Source organism: Streptomyces sp. B8-7 (assembly GCF_058833805.1).
Genome location: NZ_JBYRRL010000005.1, coordinates 197,336 through 210,854 on the forward strand (window position 1 = coordinate 197,336; position 13,519 = coordinate 210,854).

Consider the following 13,519-nt stretch of genomic DNA (forward strand, 5'->3'; position numbering starts at 1 on the left):
CCCACCCCCGGCCGGGGCGCGCGGGCGTCCCGCGGACGGGGCCCGGCCCTCCAGGACGAGCCGTGCCCCGCCGCCGTCAGGCCTCGTCCACCGCCTCCAGCACACCGGGCAGCACGCCCGTACGAGCCGCCCGCCCGTACCAGTGCGCGCTCGACTTCGGGGTCCGGGCCAGCGTCGCGTAGTCCACGTACACCGCTCCGAAGCGCTTCTCGTAGCCGTAGGACCACTCGAAGTTGTCCAGCAGGGACCACAGGTAGTAGCCGCGGACGTCGGCGCCGTCCGTGAGGGCCCGGCGCACCGCGGACAGATGCCCGTGCAGGTAGGCGATGCGGTCCGGGTCGTGGACGCGGCCGTCGGCGTCGGGCTTGTCGTCGCAGGCCGCGCCGTTCTCCGTGATGTACAGCGGCACACCCGGCGCCTCCCGGGCGACGCGCATGATCAGCTCGTGCAGCCCGCTCGGGTCGATGCTCCAGCCCATCTCGGTGCGCTCACCCGGCGTCTGGTGGAACGCCACGTCGTCGGCGCCGGGCCAGGGCGAGTGCGCGCTCTGCCCGTGCCCGTCGGAGCGCGGCCCCTGCGGGGCGCGGGCCGCGTCCGAGACCAGGGTCGGCGTGTAGTAGTTCAGGCCCAGCGCGTCCAGCGGCTGGTGGGCGGCGGCCAGGTCGCCGTCCTGCACATGCGCCCAGTCCGTGACCGCCGCCGTCGCCGACAGCAGCGACTCCGGGTAGGCACCGTGCAGCATCGGCCCGTGGAAGACGCCGTTGGCCAGGTCGTCGATGCGGCGCACGGCGGCCAGGTCCGCCGGATCGCCGGACAGCGGCCGCACGACCGCCGAGTTGAGGCTCACCGCGACCGAGTTGCGGGCGGGCATCACCGAGCGCAGGGCCGTCGTGCCCAGCCCGTGCGCCAGGTTGAGGTGGTGCGCGGCGCGCAGCGCGGCTGCCGGGTCGGTGCGGCCCGGCGCGTGCACCCCGGAGCCGTAGCCGAGGAAGGCGCTGCACCAGGGCTCGTTGAGGGTGATCCACTGTTGTACGCGGTCGCCGAGCGCCTCGCCGACGAACTGCGCGTACTCGGCGAACCGGAACGCCGTGTCCCGCACGGGCCAGCCGCCCGCGTCCTCCAGTTCCTGCGGCAGGTCCCAGTGGTAGAGCGTGATCGCGGGCCGGATGCCGTGCGTCAGCAGCTCGTCCACCAGGGCGCGGTAGAAGTCCAGGCCCCGCTGGACCGCCGGCCCCCGCCCGGTCGGCTGCACACGGGACCAGGAGACGGAGAAGCGGTAGGCGTTCAGGCCCAGCTCCGCCATCAGGGCCACGTCCTCGCGGAAGCGGTGGTAGTGGTCGACGGCGATGTCACCGGTGTCACCGCCGGCCGTTCTGCCGGGCGTGTGGCTGAAGGTGTCCCAGATCGACGGCGTGCGGCCGTCCTCCCGTGCCGCCCCCTCGATCTGGTACGCGGAGGTGGCCGCACCCCAGACGAAGGACGGGGGAAAGGTCACCGGGGTGGCCGGTGCGGCGGGCTCGGGCATGAAAGCGCTCCCATCGGTGGTCGTGGAGACCTGTGGAGGAACAGAGAGAGGGAAGGGGAGAGGGAGAGAGGGAGAGAGGGGGAGAGGGGGAGAGGGAGAGAGGGAGAGAGGGAGAGAGGGGGAGAGGGGGAGTGGCGGGGGAGGGCCGTGCGGTGGCGAGGCCGGCGGCCCGTCGCGGAGGCGGGCCGGGCATCCGGCGGCGGCCGGCGGCTGCCCGGCCGACGCGCGGACGCGGGTGCCCGGCCCCCCCGGCGGACGGGGCACCCCTGGCACCGGGGCGTGTGGGGGCGTCAGCCCTTCACCGCACCCTGCATGATGCCGCCCACGATCTGCTTGCCGAAGACCGCGAAGACCAGCAGCAGCGGCAGCGTGCCCAGCAGTGCGCCGGCCATGATGAGGGACTGGTCGGGGGTGTAGCCGCGGCCCAGGCCCGCCACGGCGACCTGCACCGTCGGGTTGCCGGTCTGGGTCAGCACCAGGAACGGCCAGAGGAAGTCGTTCCAGGTCTGCACGAACATCAGCATGCCCAGCACGGCCATCGCGGGCCGGGCCGCGGGGAACACCACGTGCCACACCACCCGCCAGCTGCTCGCGCCGTCCACCCGGGCCGCCTCGATGATCTCGTCCGGCAGCGCCTGCAGCAGGTACTGGCGCATGAAGAACACCCCGAACGCGCTCACGATCGACGGCAGGATCACCGCCTGCAGCTGGTCGGTCCAGTCCAGCTCGGCGACCATCATGTACAGCGGGATCACGCTCAGCTGCGGCGGCACCATCATCGTGCCGATCACGACCAGCATCAGCGCGTTGCGCCCCTTGAACCGCAGCTTGGCGAAGGCGAACCCGGCGATCGTCGACAGGAACACGATGGTCGCCGCGGACACCCCGGCCACCAGCGTGGTGTTGAGGAACGCCTCGCCCAGATTGGCGTCGTTCCAGGCCAGGTCGAGATGGTGGAAGAGGTTGGAGCCGAACCAGAAGGGCGGCGGCGTCTCGGCGAGCCGCTGGTTGTCGCGGGAGGCGGCGATCGCCGTCCACACCAGCGGGAACAGCGAGCCCAGGGTGAACAGGGCGAGGATGACGTACGCGACGGGCCCGGCGTGCAGGGTGCCGCCCGCCCGGGCGGACCGCGGCCCGCGCACCCGTGCCTTGCGCGCGGGCGGAGTGAGTGTCGTCGTCACGGCCGGTTCTCCTTAGGCACTGGCGCGCAGCCGGCGCGAGATGACGTAGTTGACGATGCCGATCACGATGAGGATCAGGAACATCGTCCAGGCGATGGCGGAGGCGCGGCCCAGGTGCTGGTTCACCCAGCCCTGCTCGTACAGGTACAGGCCGAGCGTCTGGAACTGGTGCTGACTGCCGCCCGAGGCGCCCTTGTTGGCGTCGAACAGCAGCGGCTCGCCGAACAGCTGGGAGGCGCCGATCGTCGACACGACGACGGTGAACAGGATCGTCGGCCGCAGCGAGGGCAGGGTGACGTGCAGGAACTGCTGCCAGCGCCCGGCTCCGTCGAGCGCCGCGGACTCGTACAGGTCCTGCGGGATGGCCTGCATCGCCGCCAGGTAGATCAGCGCGTTGTAGCCGGTCCAGCGCCAGACGACGATCGTGGACACCGCGATCTGGGAGGGCCACTTGTCGTTCTGCCAGTCGACGTGGTCCACGCCCACGGCCCCGAGCGCCCAGTTGATCATGCCGTAGTCGCGGCCGAAGAGCAGCACGAACACCAGCGACGCGGCGGCGATGGAGGTGGCGTACGGGGCGAGCATCGCGACCCGGTAGAACGTCGAGGCGCGCACCTTGTAGTTGAGGATGTGCGCCAGGCCGAGCGCCATCAGCAGCTGCGGAACGGTGGACAGCACGCCGATGGTGAGGGTGTTGCGCGCCGCGTTCCAGAAGAAGTCGTCGTCGAAGATGCGGGTGTAGTTGTGCAGCCCCACCCACTCCATGTCCGTCGGCGCCGTCAGCTCCACCTGGTGCAGCGAGGCCCAGCCCGTGTACACCAGCGGGAACAGCCCGAAGGCGACGAAGAGCAGGAAGAACGGCGAGACGAACGCGTACGGGCTGAAGCGCACGTCCCGCTGCCAGCGGCGGGACAGCCGGTCCCGGCGGCGCGCCGCGCGGTCCTCGCCGGGGTGGTCCGGGCCGGTCGCGGACGGGCGGGCCGGGGCCGCGCCCCCCTCGGCGGGGGACGCGGCGGCGGTGTCGTGCCCGGTGCTCATGCCGGTCACTGGTCCAGGTTGTTGTCGATGGTCTTCACGGCCGTCTCCCAGGCCTCCGCCGGGGACTTGCCCTGCGCGACGAGGATGACGCCGTTGTCGGTCAGGCCCTGCTGGATGATCTGGTCCTTCGGGCCGATCACCTGCACCGGGCTGTTCTTCGCGGCCTCGGCGAAGATGGTGCCGATCGGCGCGTCACCGGTCATGTCGTTCCTGGCCCCGGTGACCTCGGCCGAGGTGTACGCGGCCGGGGTGCTCGGGAAGCTGCCCTGCACGGCGAAGAGCTTGGCCTGCTGCTCGGGCGCGGTCAGCCAGGCGGCGAGCTCGGCGGCCTCCTCCGGGTGCTTGCCGGACTTGGGCACGGTGAGGAAGGAGCCGCCCCAGTTGCCGGACCTGGGGGCCTGGGCGACGTCCCACGTGCCCTTGGCCTCCGGCTTGGACTTGCCCTTGATGTAGCCGAGCATCCACGGCGGGCAGGACATCGCCGCGAACCTGCCGTTGGCGATCGTGGTGTCCCAGGCGGGCTGGAACTGCGTCTGGTTGCCGACCAGACCGTCCTCTGCGGCCGCCGCGGTCAGGTCGAAGGCCGCCTTGACCGCCGGGTTGTCCTTGTAGACGACCTCGCCGGAGGAGTCGTAGAAGCGCTCGGTCTCACTGCTGAGGATCGCGTTGATCAGACCGCCGGGGGAGTCCATGAACGTGGTGCCCTCGGGCGCCTTCTTCTGGTAGTCGCGGCCGACGTCGACGAACTTCTCCCAGTCCCCGGCCCACAGCTTCGCCACCTCCTCGCGGTCGGTGGGCAGCCCGGCCTCCTCGAACAGGTCCTTGCGGTAGCAGACGGCCATCGGCCCGACGTCCGTGCCGAGCCCGACCGTCCGGCCGTCGGCGGTGGTGGCCTGCTTCCACTTCCACTCCAGGTAGTCGCCCTCCGTGCCGTGCTTCGACAGGTCGAGCAGCTTGGCCGACTGGGTGGCCACGACCTCGGCGATGTTGCCGACCTCGACGCCCTGGATGTCCATCAGGCCGCTGTCGGTGGTGAGGTGGTTGACGAGCGCGGGATAGTAGTTCTCGTTCCGCTCGACCACGTTCTCCTTGATCGTGACGTCCGGGTGGAGCTTCATGTACTCGTCGTAGAGGCCGGCCTCCTTGTAGCCGAACGTACCGAAGAGTCCCAGCGTGACGGTGGTCCTGCCGCCGCCGTCGCCTCCCGAGGTGTCCGAACCGTCGTCGCCGTCGTCGGCACAGCCTGCCAGCAGGCCTGCGCCCAGTGCCGCGACGGCCACCAGGACCACCGCCCTGCGGCGGCTACCGATACGTGCACGCATTGCGTCCTCCTGTTGCCCTGACGTGCCGACCCCCCGGCCTGAAAGTGATGCTAGGGCCCGTTGCGCGGTGCCGCGGCTGGGTGGGGAACGTGCGGGATGGGTAAGAGCCGAGTAGCGTGGGAGCGCTCCCATCGATGATGTGTTGAAGGTTCGTGGCTCCGGGCGAGGGTGTCAAGGGAGCGGACGGCTTCAGCCGTGTTCGGTTATCGGCCTGTTAACTGCGACCGCCGCCGGACGCGGGCGGTGGCCGGTGTCCGTCGCCGGTCCGGCCACGTGATCCGGGCGGCGGGGCCCGCGCGGCCGGGCTGTTAGATTCCAGGCCGGTGGTTTCCTGGCCGACGTGACGGGGCGACGTGACGCGCCGGGGCGCCGTGCCGAAGTGATCTGACGGGAGGGCGGGGCCCATGGCGAGCCACGGAGCGCGAGGCCGCGGCGGCGGCAGGCCGACCCTCGAGGAGGTCGCCGCGCGGGCGGGCGTGGGCCGCGGCACGGTCTCCCGGGTGATCAACGGCTCGCCCCGGGTCAGCGAGGCGACCCGCGCCGCCGTGGAGGCGGCGGTCGCCGAACTCGGCTACGTCCCCAACACCGCGGCCCGTGCGCTCGCGGCCAACCGCACCGACGCGATCGCCCTGGTGGTGCCCGAGCCCGAGACCCGGTTCTTCGCCGAACCGTACTTCTCCGACATGCTCAAGGGCGTCGGCGCGGCGCTGTCCGACACCGAGATGCAGCTGCTGCTGATCTTCGCGGGCGGCGACCGGGAGCGCCGCCGCCTCGCCCAGTACCTGGCCGCACACCGGGTGGACGGCGTCCTGCTGGTCTCGGTGCACGCCGACGACCCGCTGCCGGACCTGCTGGCCCAGCTGGAGATCCCGGCTGTGATCAGCGGCCCCCGGTCCGCCGCGGAGTCCCTCGCCTCGGTGGACTCCGACAACTACGGAGGGGCCCGCTCGGCGGTGGAGCACCTGATCGCCGGCGGCCACCGTCGGATCGCCCACATCACCGGCCGTCTCGACGTCTACGGCGCCCAGCGACGGGTCGACGGCTACCGGGACGCGCTGGAGGCGGCGGGCCGCCCCCGGGACGCCGCGCTGGTGGAGCCCGGCGACTTCACCGAGGAGGGCGGCCGGCGCGCGATGACCGCGCTGCTGGAGCGCTGCCCCGGCCTGGACGCGGTGTTCGCCGCCTCCGACGTCACCGCGGCGGGCGCCCGGCAGGTCCTGCGCGCGGCCGGCCGCCGCATCCCGCAGGACGTGGCCCTCGTCGGCTACGACGACTCCGCCATAGCCCGCCACATGGAACCGCCCCTCACCAGCGTCCGCCAGCCCATCGAGGAGATGGGCCGCCATATGACCGGCCTGCTCCTCACCGAGATCGCGGACCGCCGCCCCGCCCCCTCCCGCGAACTCGGCCCCCGCCAGGTCGTCCTGCCGACGGAACTGGTGGTGCGGGAGTCGTCGTGAGGCCGGCCCGGATCCTCCGGAAGGCGGCGACGGGGCGGGGACACGCCGGGCGCGGTCCCTCATCCCGTCCGGTTGCGGAGGATCCGGGCCACGCCCGGCCCGGACGGAGCCCGGAAACGCGTCAGGCGGTGACCTTCGTGAAGGCCACCGCCTGACGGCAGAGGGTGAGTGACGGGACTCGAACCCGCGACTTCCTGGACCACAACCAGGTGCTCTACCAGCTGAGCTACACCCACCATGACCGGCGCTGGGATCGTGTTGTCCCTGACCGGCCGAGAAAAAGTGTACAGGGTCCGAAGGGGTGCTCGCGCACGCCTTTTCCCCGGGCCCCGGGAGGCCGGAGCACGGTGCCGCCGGCTACTCGGCGGGCAGGACGTGGCGGGCCGCGATGGCCTTGGCGGTGTCGGAGTCCGGGCCCGGCTGGGGCACGAAGACGGCCTCGCGGTAGTAGCGCAGCTCGGCGATCGACTCGCGGATGTCGGCGAGGGCGCGGTGGTTGCCGTTCTTCTCCGGGCTGTTGAAGTAGGCGCGCGGGTACCAGCGGCGGGCCAGCTCCTTGACGGAGGAGACGTCGACGATGCGGTAGTGGAGGTAGTCCTCCAGCGTCGGCATGTCCCGCAGCAGGAAACCGCGGTCGGTGCCGACGGAGTTGCCGCACAGGGGAGCCTTGCCGGGCTCCTTGACGTGCTCCTTCACATACGCGAGGACCCGCTCCTCGGCGTCCTGGAGCGTCGTGCCGTCCGGGAGCTCGGCGAGCAGCCCGGAGGCGGTGTGCATCTGACGGACCACCTCCGGCATCGTCTCCAGCGCGGAGTCCGGCGGGCGGATGACGATGTCCACGCCCTCCCCGAGCACGTTCAGCTCCGAGTCCGTGACGAGGGCGGCCACCTCGATGAGCGCGTCGTCCGACAGCGAGAGGCCGGTCATCTCGCAGTCGATCCACACCATGCGGTCGTTCATGTGTCTCACCTTACGGGGCGGCGCGCGAGGTGAGGAGCGCCGAGGGTGCCCGGCGCAGAGGGCGCAGAGGGCGCGGCGGGCGCGGCGGGCACCGCCCCGGTGCCCCGGACGCGAGGTCGGGGCACCGGGGCGGTGGGGCCGGCCGGCTACATGCCGGTGCGCTGGCCGGGCAGGGTCGCCATGGGCATGGCGCCTGCGGCGGCGGTGCGCCGGGCCTGCATCGGCACCGGGGCGTCCGGGTGCAGGATGTGCGGTGCCGCGGGCGGCGGCACCAGCGGTCCGGCCGGATGCGACGGGCCCGGCGCCGCGGCCGCCGCGGCCGGTGCGCTCTCGCCGCTCTCCACGCGCTCGCCCTGCGGTCTGCGGGCCCGGTAGGCCGCCCGGTAGGCGGCCGGGGACGAGCCCAGCTGGCGGCGGAAGTGGCCCCGCAGCGCGACCGGTGAGCGGAAGCCGCAGCGGCCCGCCACCTCGTCCACGGAGTAGTCCGACGTCTCCAGCAGCCGCTGCGCCTGGAGCACCCGCTGGGTGATCAGCCACTGCAGCGGCGCCGACCCGGTCAGCGACCGGAAGCGGCGGTCGAACGTACGGCGGCTCATGTACGCGCGGGCCGCCAGCGTCTCCACGTCGAACTGCTCGTGGAGGTGCTCCAGCGCCCAGGCGACGACCTCGGCGAGCGGGTCGGCGCCGATCTCCTCGGGTAAAGAGCGGTCCAGATAGCGCTCCTGGCCGCCCGACCGGCGCGGCGGGACCACGAGCCGGCGGGCCAGCGCGCCCGCCGCCTCGTTGCCGTGGTCCGACCGCACGATGTGGAGACAGAGGTCGATCCCGGCCGCCGTGCCCGCCGACGTCAGTACGTCGCCGTCGTCGACGAACAGCTCTCTGGGATCGACGTGCACCGACGGATAGCGCTTGGCCAGCGTCGGTGCGTACATCCAGTGCGTGGTCGCGGGCCGGCCGTCCAGCAGGCCGGCGGCCGCGAGCACGAATGCCCCGGTGCACAGGCCGACGATGCGGGCTCCCTCTTCGTGTGCCCGGCGCAGCGCGTCGAGCGCGTCCGCCGGCGGCGGGGAGGTGATCGACCGCCAGGCCGGCACGACGACCGTGCCCGCCCGTGAGATCGCCTCCAGGCCGTGCGGTGCGGTGAGTTCCAGGCCCCCTGTGGTCCGCAGCGGGCCGTCCTCGCCACCGCACACCAGCAGTCGGTAGCGCGGTACGCCGGCGTCCTGGCGGTCAATCCCGAACACCGACAGCGGTATGGAACTCTCGAAGATGGGGCCGCCGCTGAACAGCAGCACCGCGACGATCTCCTTGCGGCGTCGCCCGGAGAGTTTCCGGGCCGCGGAATCCGGCGCGGCAGTGGAGTCGTGGCTCATACTGCTAAGCCCCCCTCGGTGGTCGCGGCTCCTCGGTTGTGTGGCTCCTGCACGTTTCCCCTCGGTCCTGCACGAGTCCCCCGCCGTAAGACAAGATCGAATTTACTGCGTCACGCCGTGCCGTGCCGACCACTCCGGGCACACCGCCCATTGTCGACTTGGCAACTTGGCGTAAAGCATTCGATCACGAAGGGTTGCACTCCCGCGCCGCGCAGGGAAGTGCGCCTCGGCGCGGTGGCCGATCCGCGTAGGGTGCGCGAGGGGTGTGCGGCCCTTTCCGTGCAGGTCGAACGGGGGGTGGGGGGCCTTCGGGCAAGGGGTGGGGCGGGTTTGAGAAGTTGGCTGAAAACAGGTGGGCGGGGGTATCGAAACCGGTCAGTCAACCGGTGAAATCGCGCCCGTTCGACGGTCCGCCCGATGTGACGGCGTGCCACCGCGCGGATGCCGAGCGTGCTGCCCCGGACCCGCCGGTCCGGCCGGCCCGCCGTGCCGCTCCGCGATCCGCTCGGAGCGGCGCAGCAGCACCCGGCAGACGGCCGTGACCGCGGCGAGGCCGAGCGCGGCGCCCGCGGCCCCGGCCGGCGAGGAGCCGTACGCGACCAGCACCACCGGGACGAGGGCGCAACTGAAGGCCGCCCAGCGGATCAGGTCGGTGGAGTCCTTCGCGGCCTCCCCGGGTGCGCCGTGCGGGGACGGGTGCGGTGCGGTCATGGCGGCCTCCCTGGCTCCCTCGTCTCCCGGCGGCCCGGCGGCCCGGCGGCCCGGTGGTGCGGCGGCCCGGTGTCTCCGTGTCCCGCCGTGGGCTCGGTGCGCCGGCTCACCGGCTCACCCGCTCAACGCCCGTCCCGCCGGAGGGTCACGTTTGCGGCGGCCCGGGGAGGCTGAAGGGGGGACCCGGCGGCGTCGGCGGGGCGGGCCGCGGCTCCGGCAGGGCGGCCCCCCGTCGGAGTCGCGCGGGGCGGGAGGGGCGGGAGGGGCGGGAGGCGAGGGCGGGCCCTCGGCGGCGGTCCGGCGGCCCGTGGTGCCGGGGCGGTCCCGCCGGGCGGGGCGGGCGGGGCGAACGCGGGGTGCTTCAGGTGTTTCGGGATGCTTCGGGATGCTTCGGGGTGCTTGGGAGGCGGGCGATGCCGGTGCTCAGGGGCAGGGCGGGGGGAGGGGCGCGGGCGGGGGGCGGGGGGGTGGACGCCGGGTGTCGGAAAACCACTTGAAAACCTGACCGAAGCGCCTGTACGGGGAAGCGACCGTTGCGTTCCGGGCGCACCGTCGTGCATGCTCCCTGGAACTCCTGCGCGGCTCGCGCGGGATCTGGGCTAAGGAGGCGTGCGGCCGTACCCTTGGGGGTATGGGGTGGGGAAGATGTTCCCGGGCGCAGCTCCCAGGCCGCCGTCCACCCGACTCAAGGATCACGACGCCGAGACAGCCATGGCCGGTCACGAATTCTTCGATCCCGCGGACCGCAAACGCCCGGTCGCCGATCCCACGGCGGCCGATCCCCTGGCGGCGGAGGAGTCGCGCCAGGCGTGCGACCCCGCCTTCAAGCACGGTGTGGTCGTCGGCTTCGACGGCTCGACCTCCAGTGAGCGCGCCCTCGCGTACGCGATCGGCATGGCGCACCGCTCCGGATCCGGTCTGATCATCGTGCACGTCGCCAACCGGCTGCCCACCACGGTGTGGGCGGGCTGCGAGCCGCCGGTGTTCGTGGACGTGCCGGACCACCGCACCGAGGTGCTCGGGCTCGAACTGGCCTGTGCCGACTATCTGGCCGAGGTGCCGTGGATCCTCGTCGAGCGCGGCGGGGACATCTGCCACGAACTCGAGGAGGTCGGCTGCGAGTACGAGGCCGACGCGATCGTCGTCGGGTCGACGCACGGCATCGTGGGGCGCATTTTCGGCTCCGTCGCCGGGCGGCTCGCCAAGCGGGCGAAGCGGCCGGTCGTCGTCATTCCGTAACTCGCCCTCGTCCCAGGTGAGATACGGAGTCCACGGCTTCAACCCCCTTGCTGCGACGCGCGAATCTACTCACGCGTAGAGGTGTTTGTGTTCTTGTGAAGGGCATATACCGGTCACCGCGCAACCGTACCTCCACGAAGGGAGCCCGCCGTGGCCAACGACGTCTCAGCGGGAAGCACCACGACCACCGTCGCCGGAAGACTCGCCCTCGGAATCACCCTGCTGGCCTTCGGGCTGGGAACCGCCGACGTGATCGACGGCGTCACGGCGGCCGACGCCGTGACCGTCGCGCACTACGTGGGCGGCGTCGCCCTGTTCGTCGTCGGCCTGCTCGCCTTCCGGGACCAGGACTCCGGGACCGGCACGGCCTGCACCGTGCTCGGCGCCCTCTGGTTCACCTGGGCCGTGACCACCGTCGGTTCCGCGAACGCCGCGGGCCTGTTCTACCTGCTCTTCGCCCTCGTCGTGCTGTCGCTCGCGGTCGCGGGCGGGGACCAGCTCACGCAGGGCATGTACGGGCTGTTCCTGATCGGCCTGGTGCTGATGGCCGTCGCCCGGTTCGCGGACAGTGACGGGCTGTCCCGGGCCGGGGGCTGGTTCGCGGTCGCCGCGGGTGCGGTGGCCTGGTACGCCGCGACCGCTGCGCTGGCGCACTGGCCGACCGCCCTTCCCCGGCGCGCTGCCGGCCGCGGAGTGACGGCCGCCGGCTGAGCGCAGCGCGAGGCCGGGGCGGGCGCCCCGGCTACCGGGTGAACGGCTCCCCGCGTGTTCGGTGGCGTACGCGGGGAGCCGTTCCGCCGTCCGTTCGCCGTCCGTTCGCCGTCCGGGCCGGCTGGCGGGCCGGACGGCCCGGGGCGCCGGCGGAGGGGTCCGCCGGCGGGCGGGTGTCCTACTCGACGGTGACCGACTTCGCCAGGTTCCGCGGCTTGTCGATGTCCCGGCCCAGGGCCAGGGCGGTGTGGTAGGCGAGGAGCTGGAGCGGGATGCCCATCAGGATCGGGTCGAGCTCGTCCTCGTTCTTCGGGACGAGGACCGTCTGGTCGGCCTTCTCCTGCGGCTGGTGGGCCACCGCGAGGATCTTGCCGCTGCGCGCCTTGATCTCCTCCATGGCGGCGCGGTTCTTCTCCAGCAGGTCGTCGTCGGGGACGATCGCGACCGTGGGCAGGGCGGGCTCGATCAGGGCCAGCGGGCCGTGCTTGAGCTCGGAGGCCGGGTAGGCCTCGGCGTGGATGTACGAGACCTCCTTCAGCTTCAGGGAGGCCTCGCGGGCCACCGGGTAGCCGCGGACCCGGCCGATGAACAGCATGGAGCGGGCGTCGGCGTAGGCCTTGGCCAGCTGCTCGATCTCCGCCTCCTGCTCCATGATCTCGGCGATCTGGGCGGGGAGCTTGCGCAGGCCCTCGATGATCCGCTTGCCGTCGCGGACCGAGAGGTCGCGGGTGCGGCCGAGGTGCAGTGCGAGCAGGGCGAACGCGACGGTGGTGTTGGTGAAGCACTTCGTCGACACCACGCACACCTCCGGCCCGGCGTGCACGTAGATGCCGCCGTCCGCCTCGCGGGCGATGGCCGAGCCGACGACGTTGACGATGCCCAGCACGCGGGCGCCCTTGCGCTTCAGCTCCTGCACCGCCGCCAGCACGTCGTACGTCTCGCCGGACTGCGAGACGGCGACGTAGAGGGTGTCGGGGTCGACGACCGCGTTGCGGTAGCGGAACTCGGAGGCGGGCTCGGCGTCCGCGGGGATCCGGGCCAGCTCCTCGATCATCTGGGCGCCGATCATGCCCGCGTGGTACGAGGTGCCGCAGCCGAGGATCTTCACGCGGCGGATCCGGCGCGCCTCGCGGGCGTCCAGGTTCAGGCCGCCGAGGTGCACGGTGGAGAAGCGGTCGTCGATACGGCCGCGCAGCACCCGGTCCACGGCCTCGGCCTGCTCGTGGATCTCCTTGTGCATGTACGTGTCGTGGCCGCCCATGTCGTAGGAGGCGGCCTCCCACTCCACGGTGGTGGGCTCGGCCGTCGTGCGGGTGCCCTCGGTGGTGTAGGTGCGGAAGTCGTCGGCCTTCAGGGTGGCCATCTCGCCGTCGTCGAGGGTGACGATCTGACGGGTGTGGGCGACCAGCGCGGCGATGTCCGACGCGACGAACATCTCCTTCTCGCCGATGCCGAGGACGACCGGCGAGCCGTTGCGGGCGACGACGATGCGGTCCGGGAAGTCGGCGTGCATCACGGCGATGCCGTAGGTGCCCTCGATGACCCGCAGGGTCTCGCGGACCCTGTCCTCCAGCTTCGCGCCCTGGGCGCGGGCGATCAGGTGCACCAGCACCTCGGTGTCGGTCTCGGAGAGGAACTCGACGCCGTCCGCCTCCAGCTTGCGGCGCAGGTCGGAGGCGTTGTCGATGATGCCGTTGTGGACGACGGCGACCTTGCCCTCGGCGTCCAGGTGCGGGTGGGCGTTCACGTCGGAGGGCGCGCCGTGCGTGGCCCAGCGGGTGTGGGCGATACCGGTGGTGCCCTTGAACCGCGCCGGCACCTTGGCCTCCAGGTCGCGCACCCGGCCCTTGGCCTTGACCATCCGCAGGCCGGCCGTCTTCGGGGAGGAGACGACGACGCCCGCCGAGTCGTAGCCGCGGTACTCCAGCCGCTGGAGGCCTTCCAGCAGCAGGGGGGCCACGTCACGCTTGCCGATGTATCCGACGATTCCGCACATACA

Annotated in this window: 11 protein-coding genes and 1 tRNA gene; 3 read left to right on the plus strand and 9 right to left on the minus strand. The window is 72.4% G+C overall.

The features are described 5' to 3' along the window. Window positions 1-76: 76 nt before the first annotated feature. From AC5K6T_RS25145 to AC5K6T_RS25160, 4 genes are all read right to left on the minus strand, one after another. On the minus strand, window positions 77-1,525 hold the full coding sequence (locus AC5K6T_RS25145; protein ID WP_493212472.1) for a GH1 family beta-glucosidase: 1,449 nt from the start codon (window positions 1,523-1,525) through the stop codon (window positions 77-79). Between the two features lie 290 nt (window positions 1,526-1,815). Further along, the gene (locus AC5K6T_RS25150) at window positions 1,816-2,706 is read right to left on the minus strand and encodes a carbohydrate ABC transporter permease (protein ID WP_493212474.1); all 891 of its coding nucleotides are present in this window, start codon (window positions 2,704-2,706) and stop codon (window positions 1,816-1,818) included. A gap of 12 nt (window positions 2,707-2,718) precedes the next feature. Next, complete coding sequence (locus tag AC5K6T_RS25155) at window positions 2,719-3,744, minus strand: carbohydrate ABC transporter permease (RefSeq protein WP_493213459.1); 1,026 nt, start codon at window positions 3,742-3,744, stop codon at window positions 2,719-2,721. 5 nt (window positions 3,745-3,749) lie between these two features. After that, on the minus strand, window positions 3,750-5,066 hold the full coding sequence (locus tag AC5K6T_RS25160) for an ABC transporter substrate-binding protein (RefSeq protein WP_493212476.1): 1,317 nt from the start codon (window positions 5,064-5,066) through the stop codon (window positions 3,750-3,752). 404 nt (window positions 5,067-5,470) lie between these two features. Between AC5K6T_RS25160 and AC5K6T_RS25165 the strand changes: the two genes are divergently transcribed. After that, complete coding sequence (locus AC5K6T_RS25165) at window positions 5,471-6,526, plus strand: LacI family DNA-binding transcriptional regulator (protein WP_493212477.1); 1,056 nt, start codon at window positions 5,471-5,473, stop codon at window positions 6,524-6,526. A gap of 163 nt (window positions 6,527-6,689) precedes the next feature. On the opposite strand, the gene AC5K6T_RS25170 is transcribed toward AC5K6T_RS25165, so the two are convergent. The 4 genes from AC5K6T_RS25170 to AC5K6T_RS25185 form a co-directional block, all read right to left on the minus strand. Next, a tRNA-His gene (locus AC5K6T_RS25170) sits at window positions 6,690-6,762 on the minus strand. Window positions 6,763-6,883: 121 nt separating this feature from the next. Further along, a complete protein-coding gene (gene orn, locus AC5K6T_RS25175; RefSeq protein WP_493212478.1) occupies window positions 6,884-7,486 on the minus strand; it encodes an oligoribonuclease in 603 nt (200 codons plus the stop codon). A 146-nt stretch (window positions 7,487-7,632) separates the two neighbouring features. Beyond that, window positions 7,633-8,859: a helix-turn-helix domain-containing protein gene (locus tag AC5K6T_RS25180; protein ID WP_493212480.1), complete on the minus strand. Its 1,227-nt coding sequence runs from the start codon at window positions 8,857-8,859 to the stop codon at window positions 7,633-7,635. Between the two features lie 375 nt (window positions 8,860-9,234). Then, a complete protein-coding gene (locus AC5K6T_RS25185; RefSeq protein ID WP_493212482.1) occupies window positions 9,235-9,570 on the minus strand; it encodes a hypothetical protein in 336 nt (111 codons plus the stop codon). A 711-nt stretch (window positions 9,571-10,281) separates the two neighbouring features. Between AC5K6T_RS25185 and AC5K6T_RS25190 the strand changes: the two genes are divergently transcribed. Together AC5K6T_RS25190 and AC5K6T_RS25195 are read left to right on the plus strand one after the other, a co-directional pair. After that, window positions 10,282-10,809, plus strand: coding sequence for a universal stress protein (locus tag AC5K6T_RS25190; protein WP_493212484.1), 528 nt, complete (start codon window positions 10,282-10,284; stop codon window positions 10,807-10,809). Window positions 10,810-10,959: 150 nt separating this feature from the next. After that, the gene (locus AC5K6T_RS25195; protein WP_493212485.1) at window positions 10,960-11,520 is read left to right on the plus strand and encodes a GPR1/FUN34/YaaH family transporter; all 561 of its coding nucleotides are present in this window, start codon (window positions 10,960-10,962) and stop codon (window positions 11,518-11,520) included. A 178-nt stretch (window positions 11,521-11,698) separates the two neighbouring features. Here AC5K6T_RS25195 and glmS read toward each other — a convergent pair whose 3' ends face one another. Further along, the gene (gene glmS, locus AC5K6T_RS25200; protein ID WP_493212487.1) at window positions 11,699-13,516 is read right to left on the minus strand and encodes a glutamine--fructose-6-phosphate transaminase (isomerizing); all 1,818 of its coding nucleotides are present in this window, start codon (window positions 13,514-13,516) and stop codon (window positions 11,699-11,701) included. Window positions 13,517-13,519: the final 3 nt, after the last annotated feature.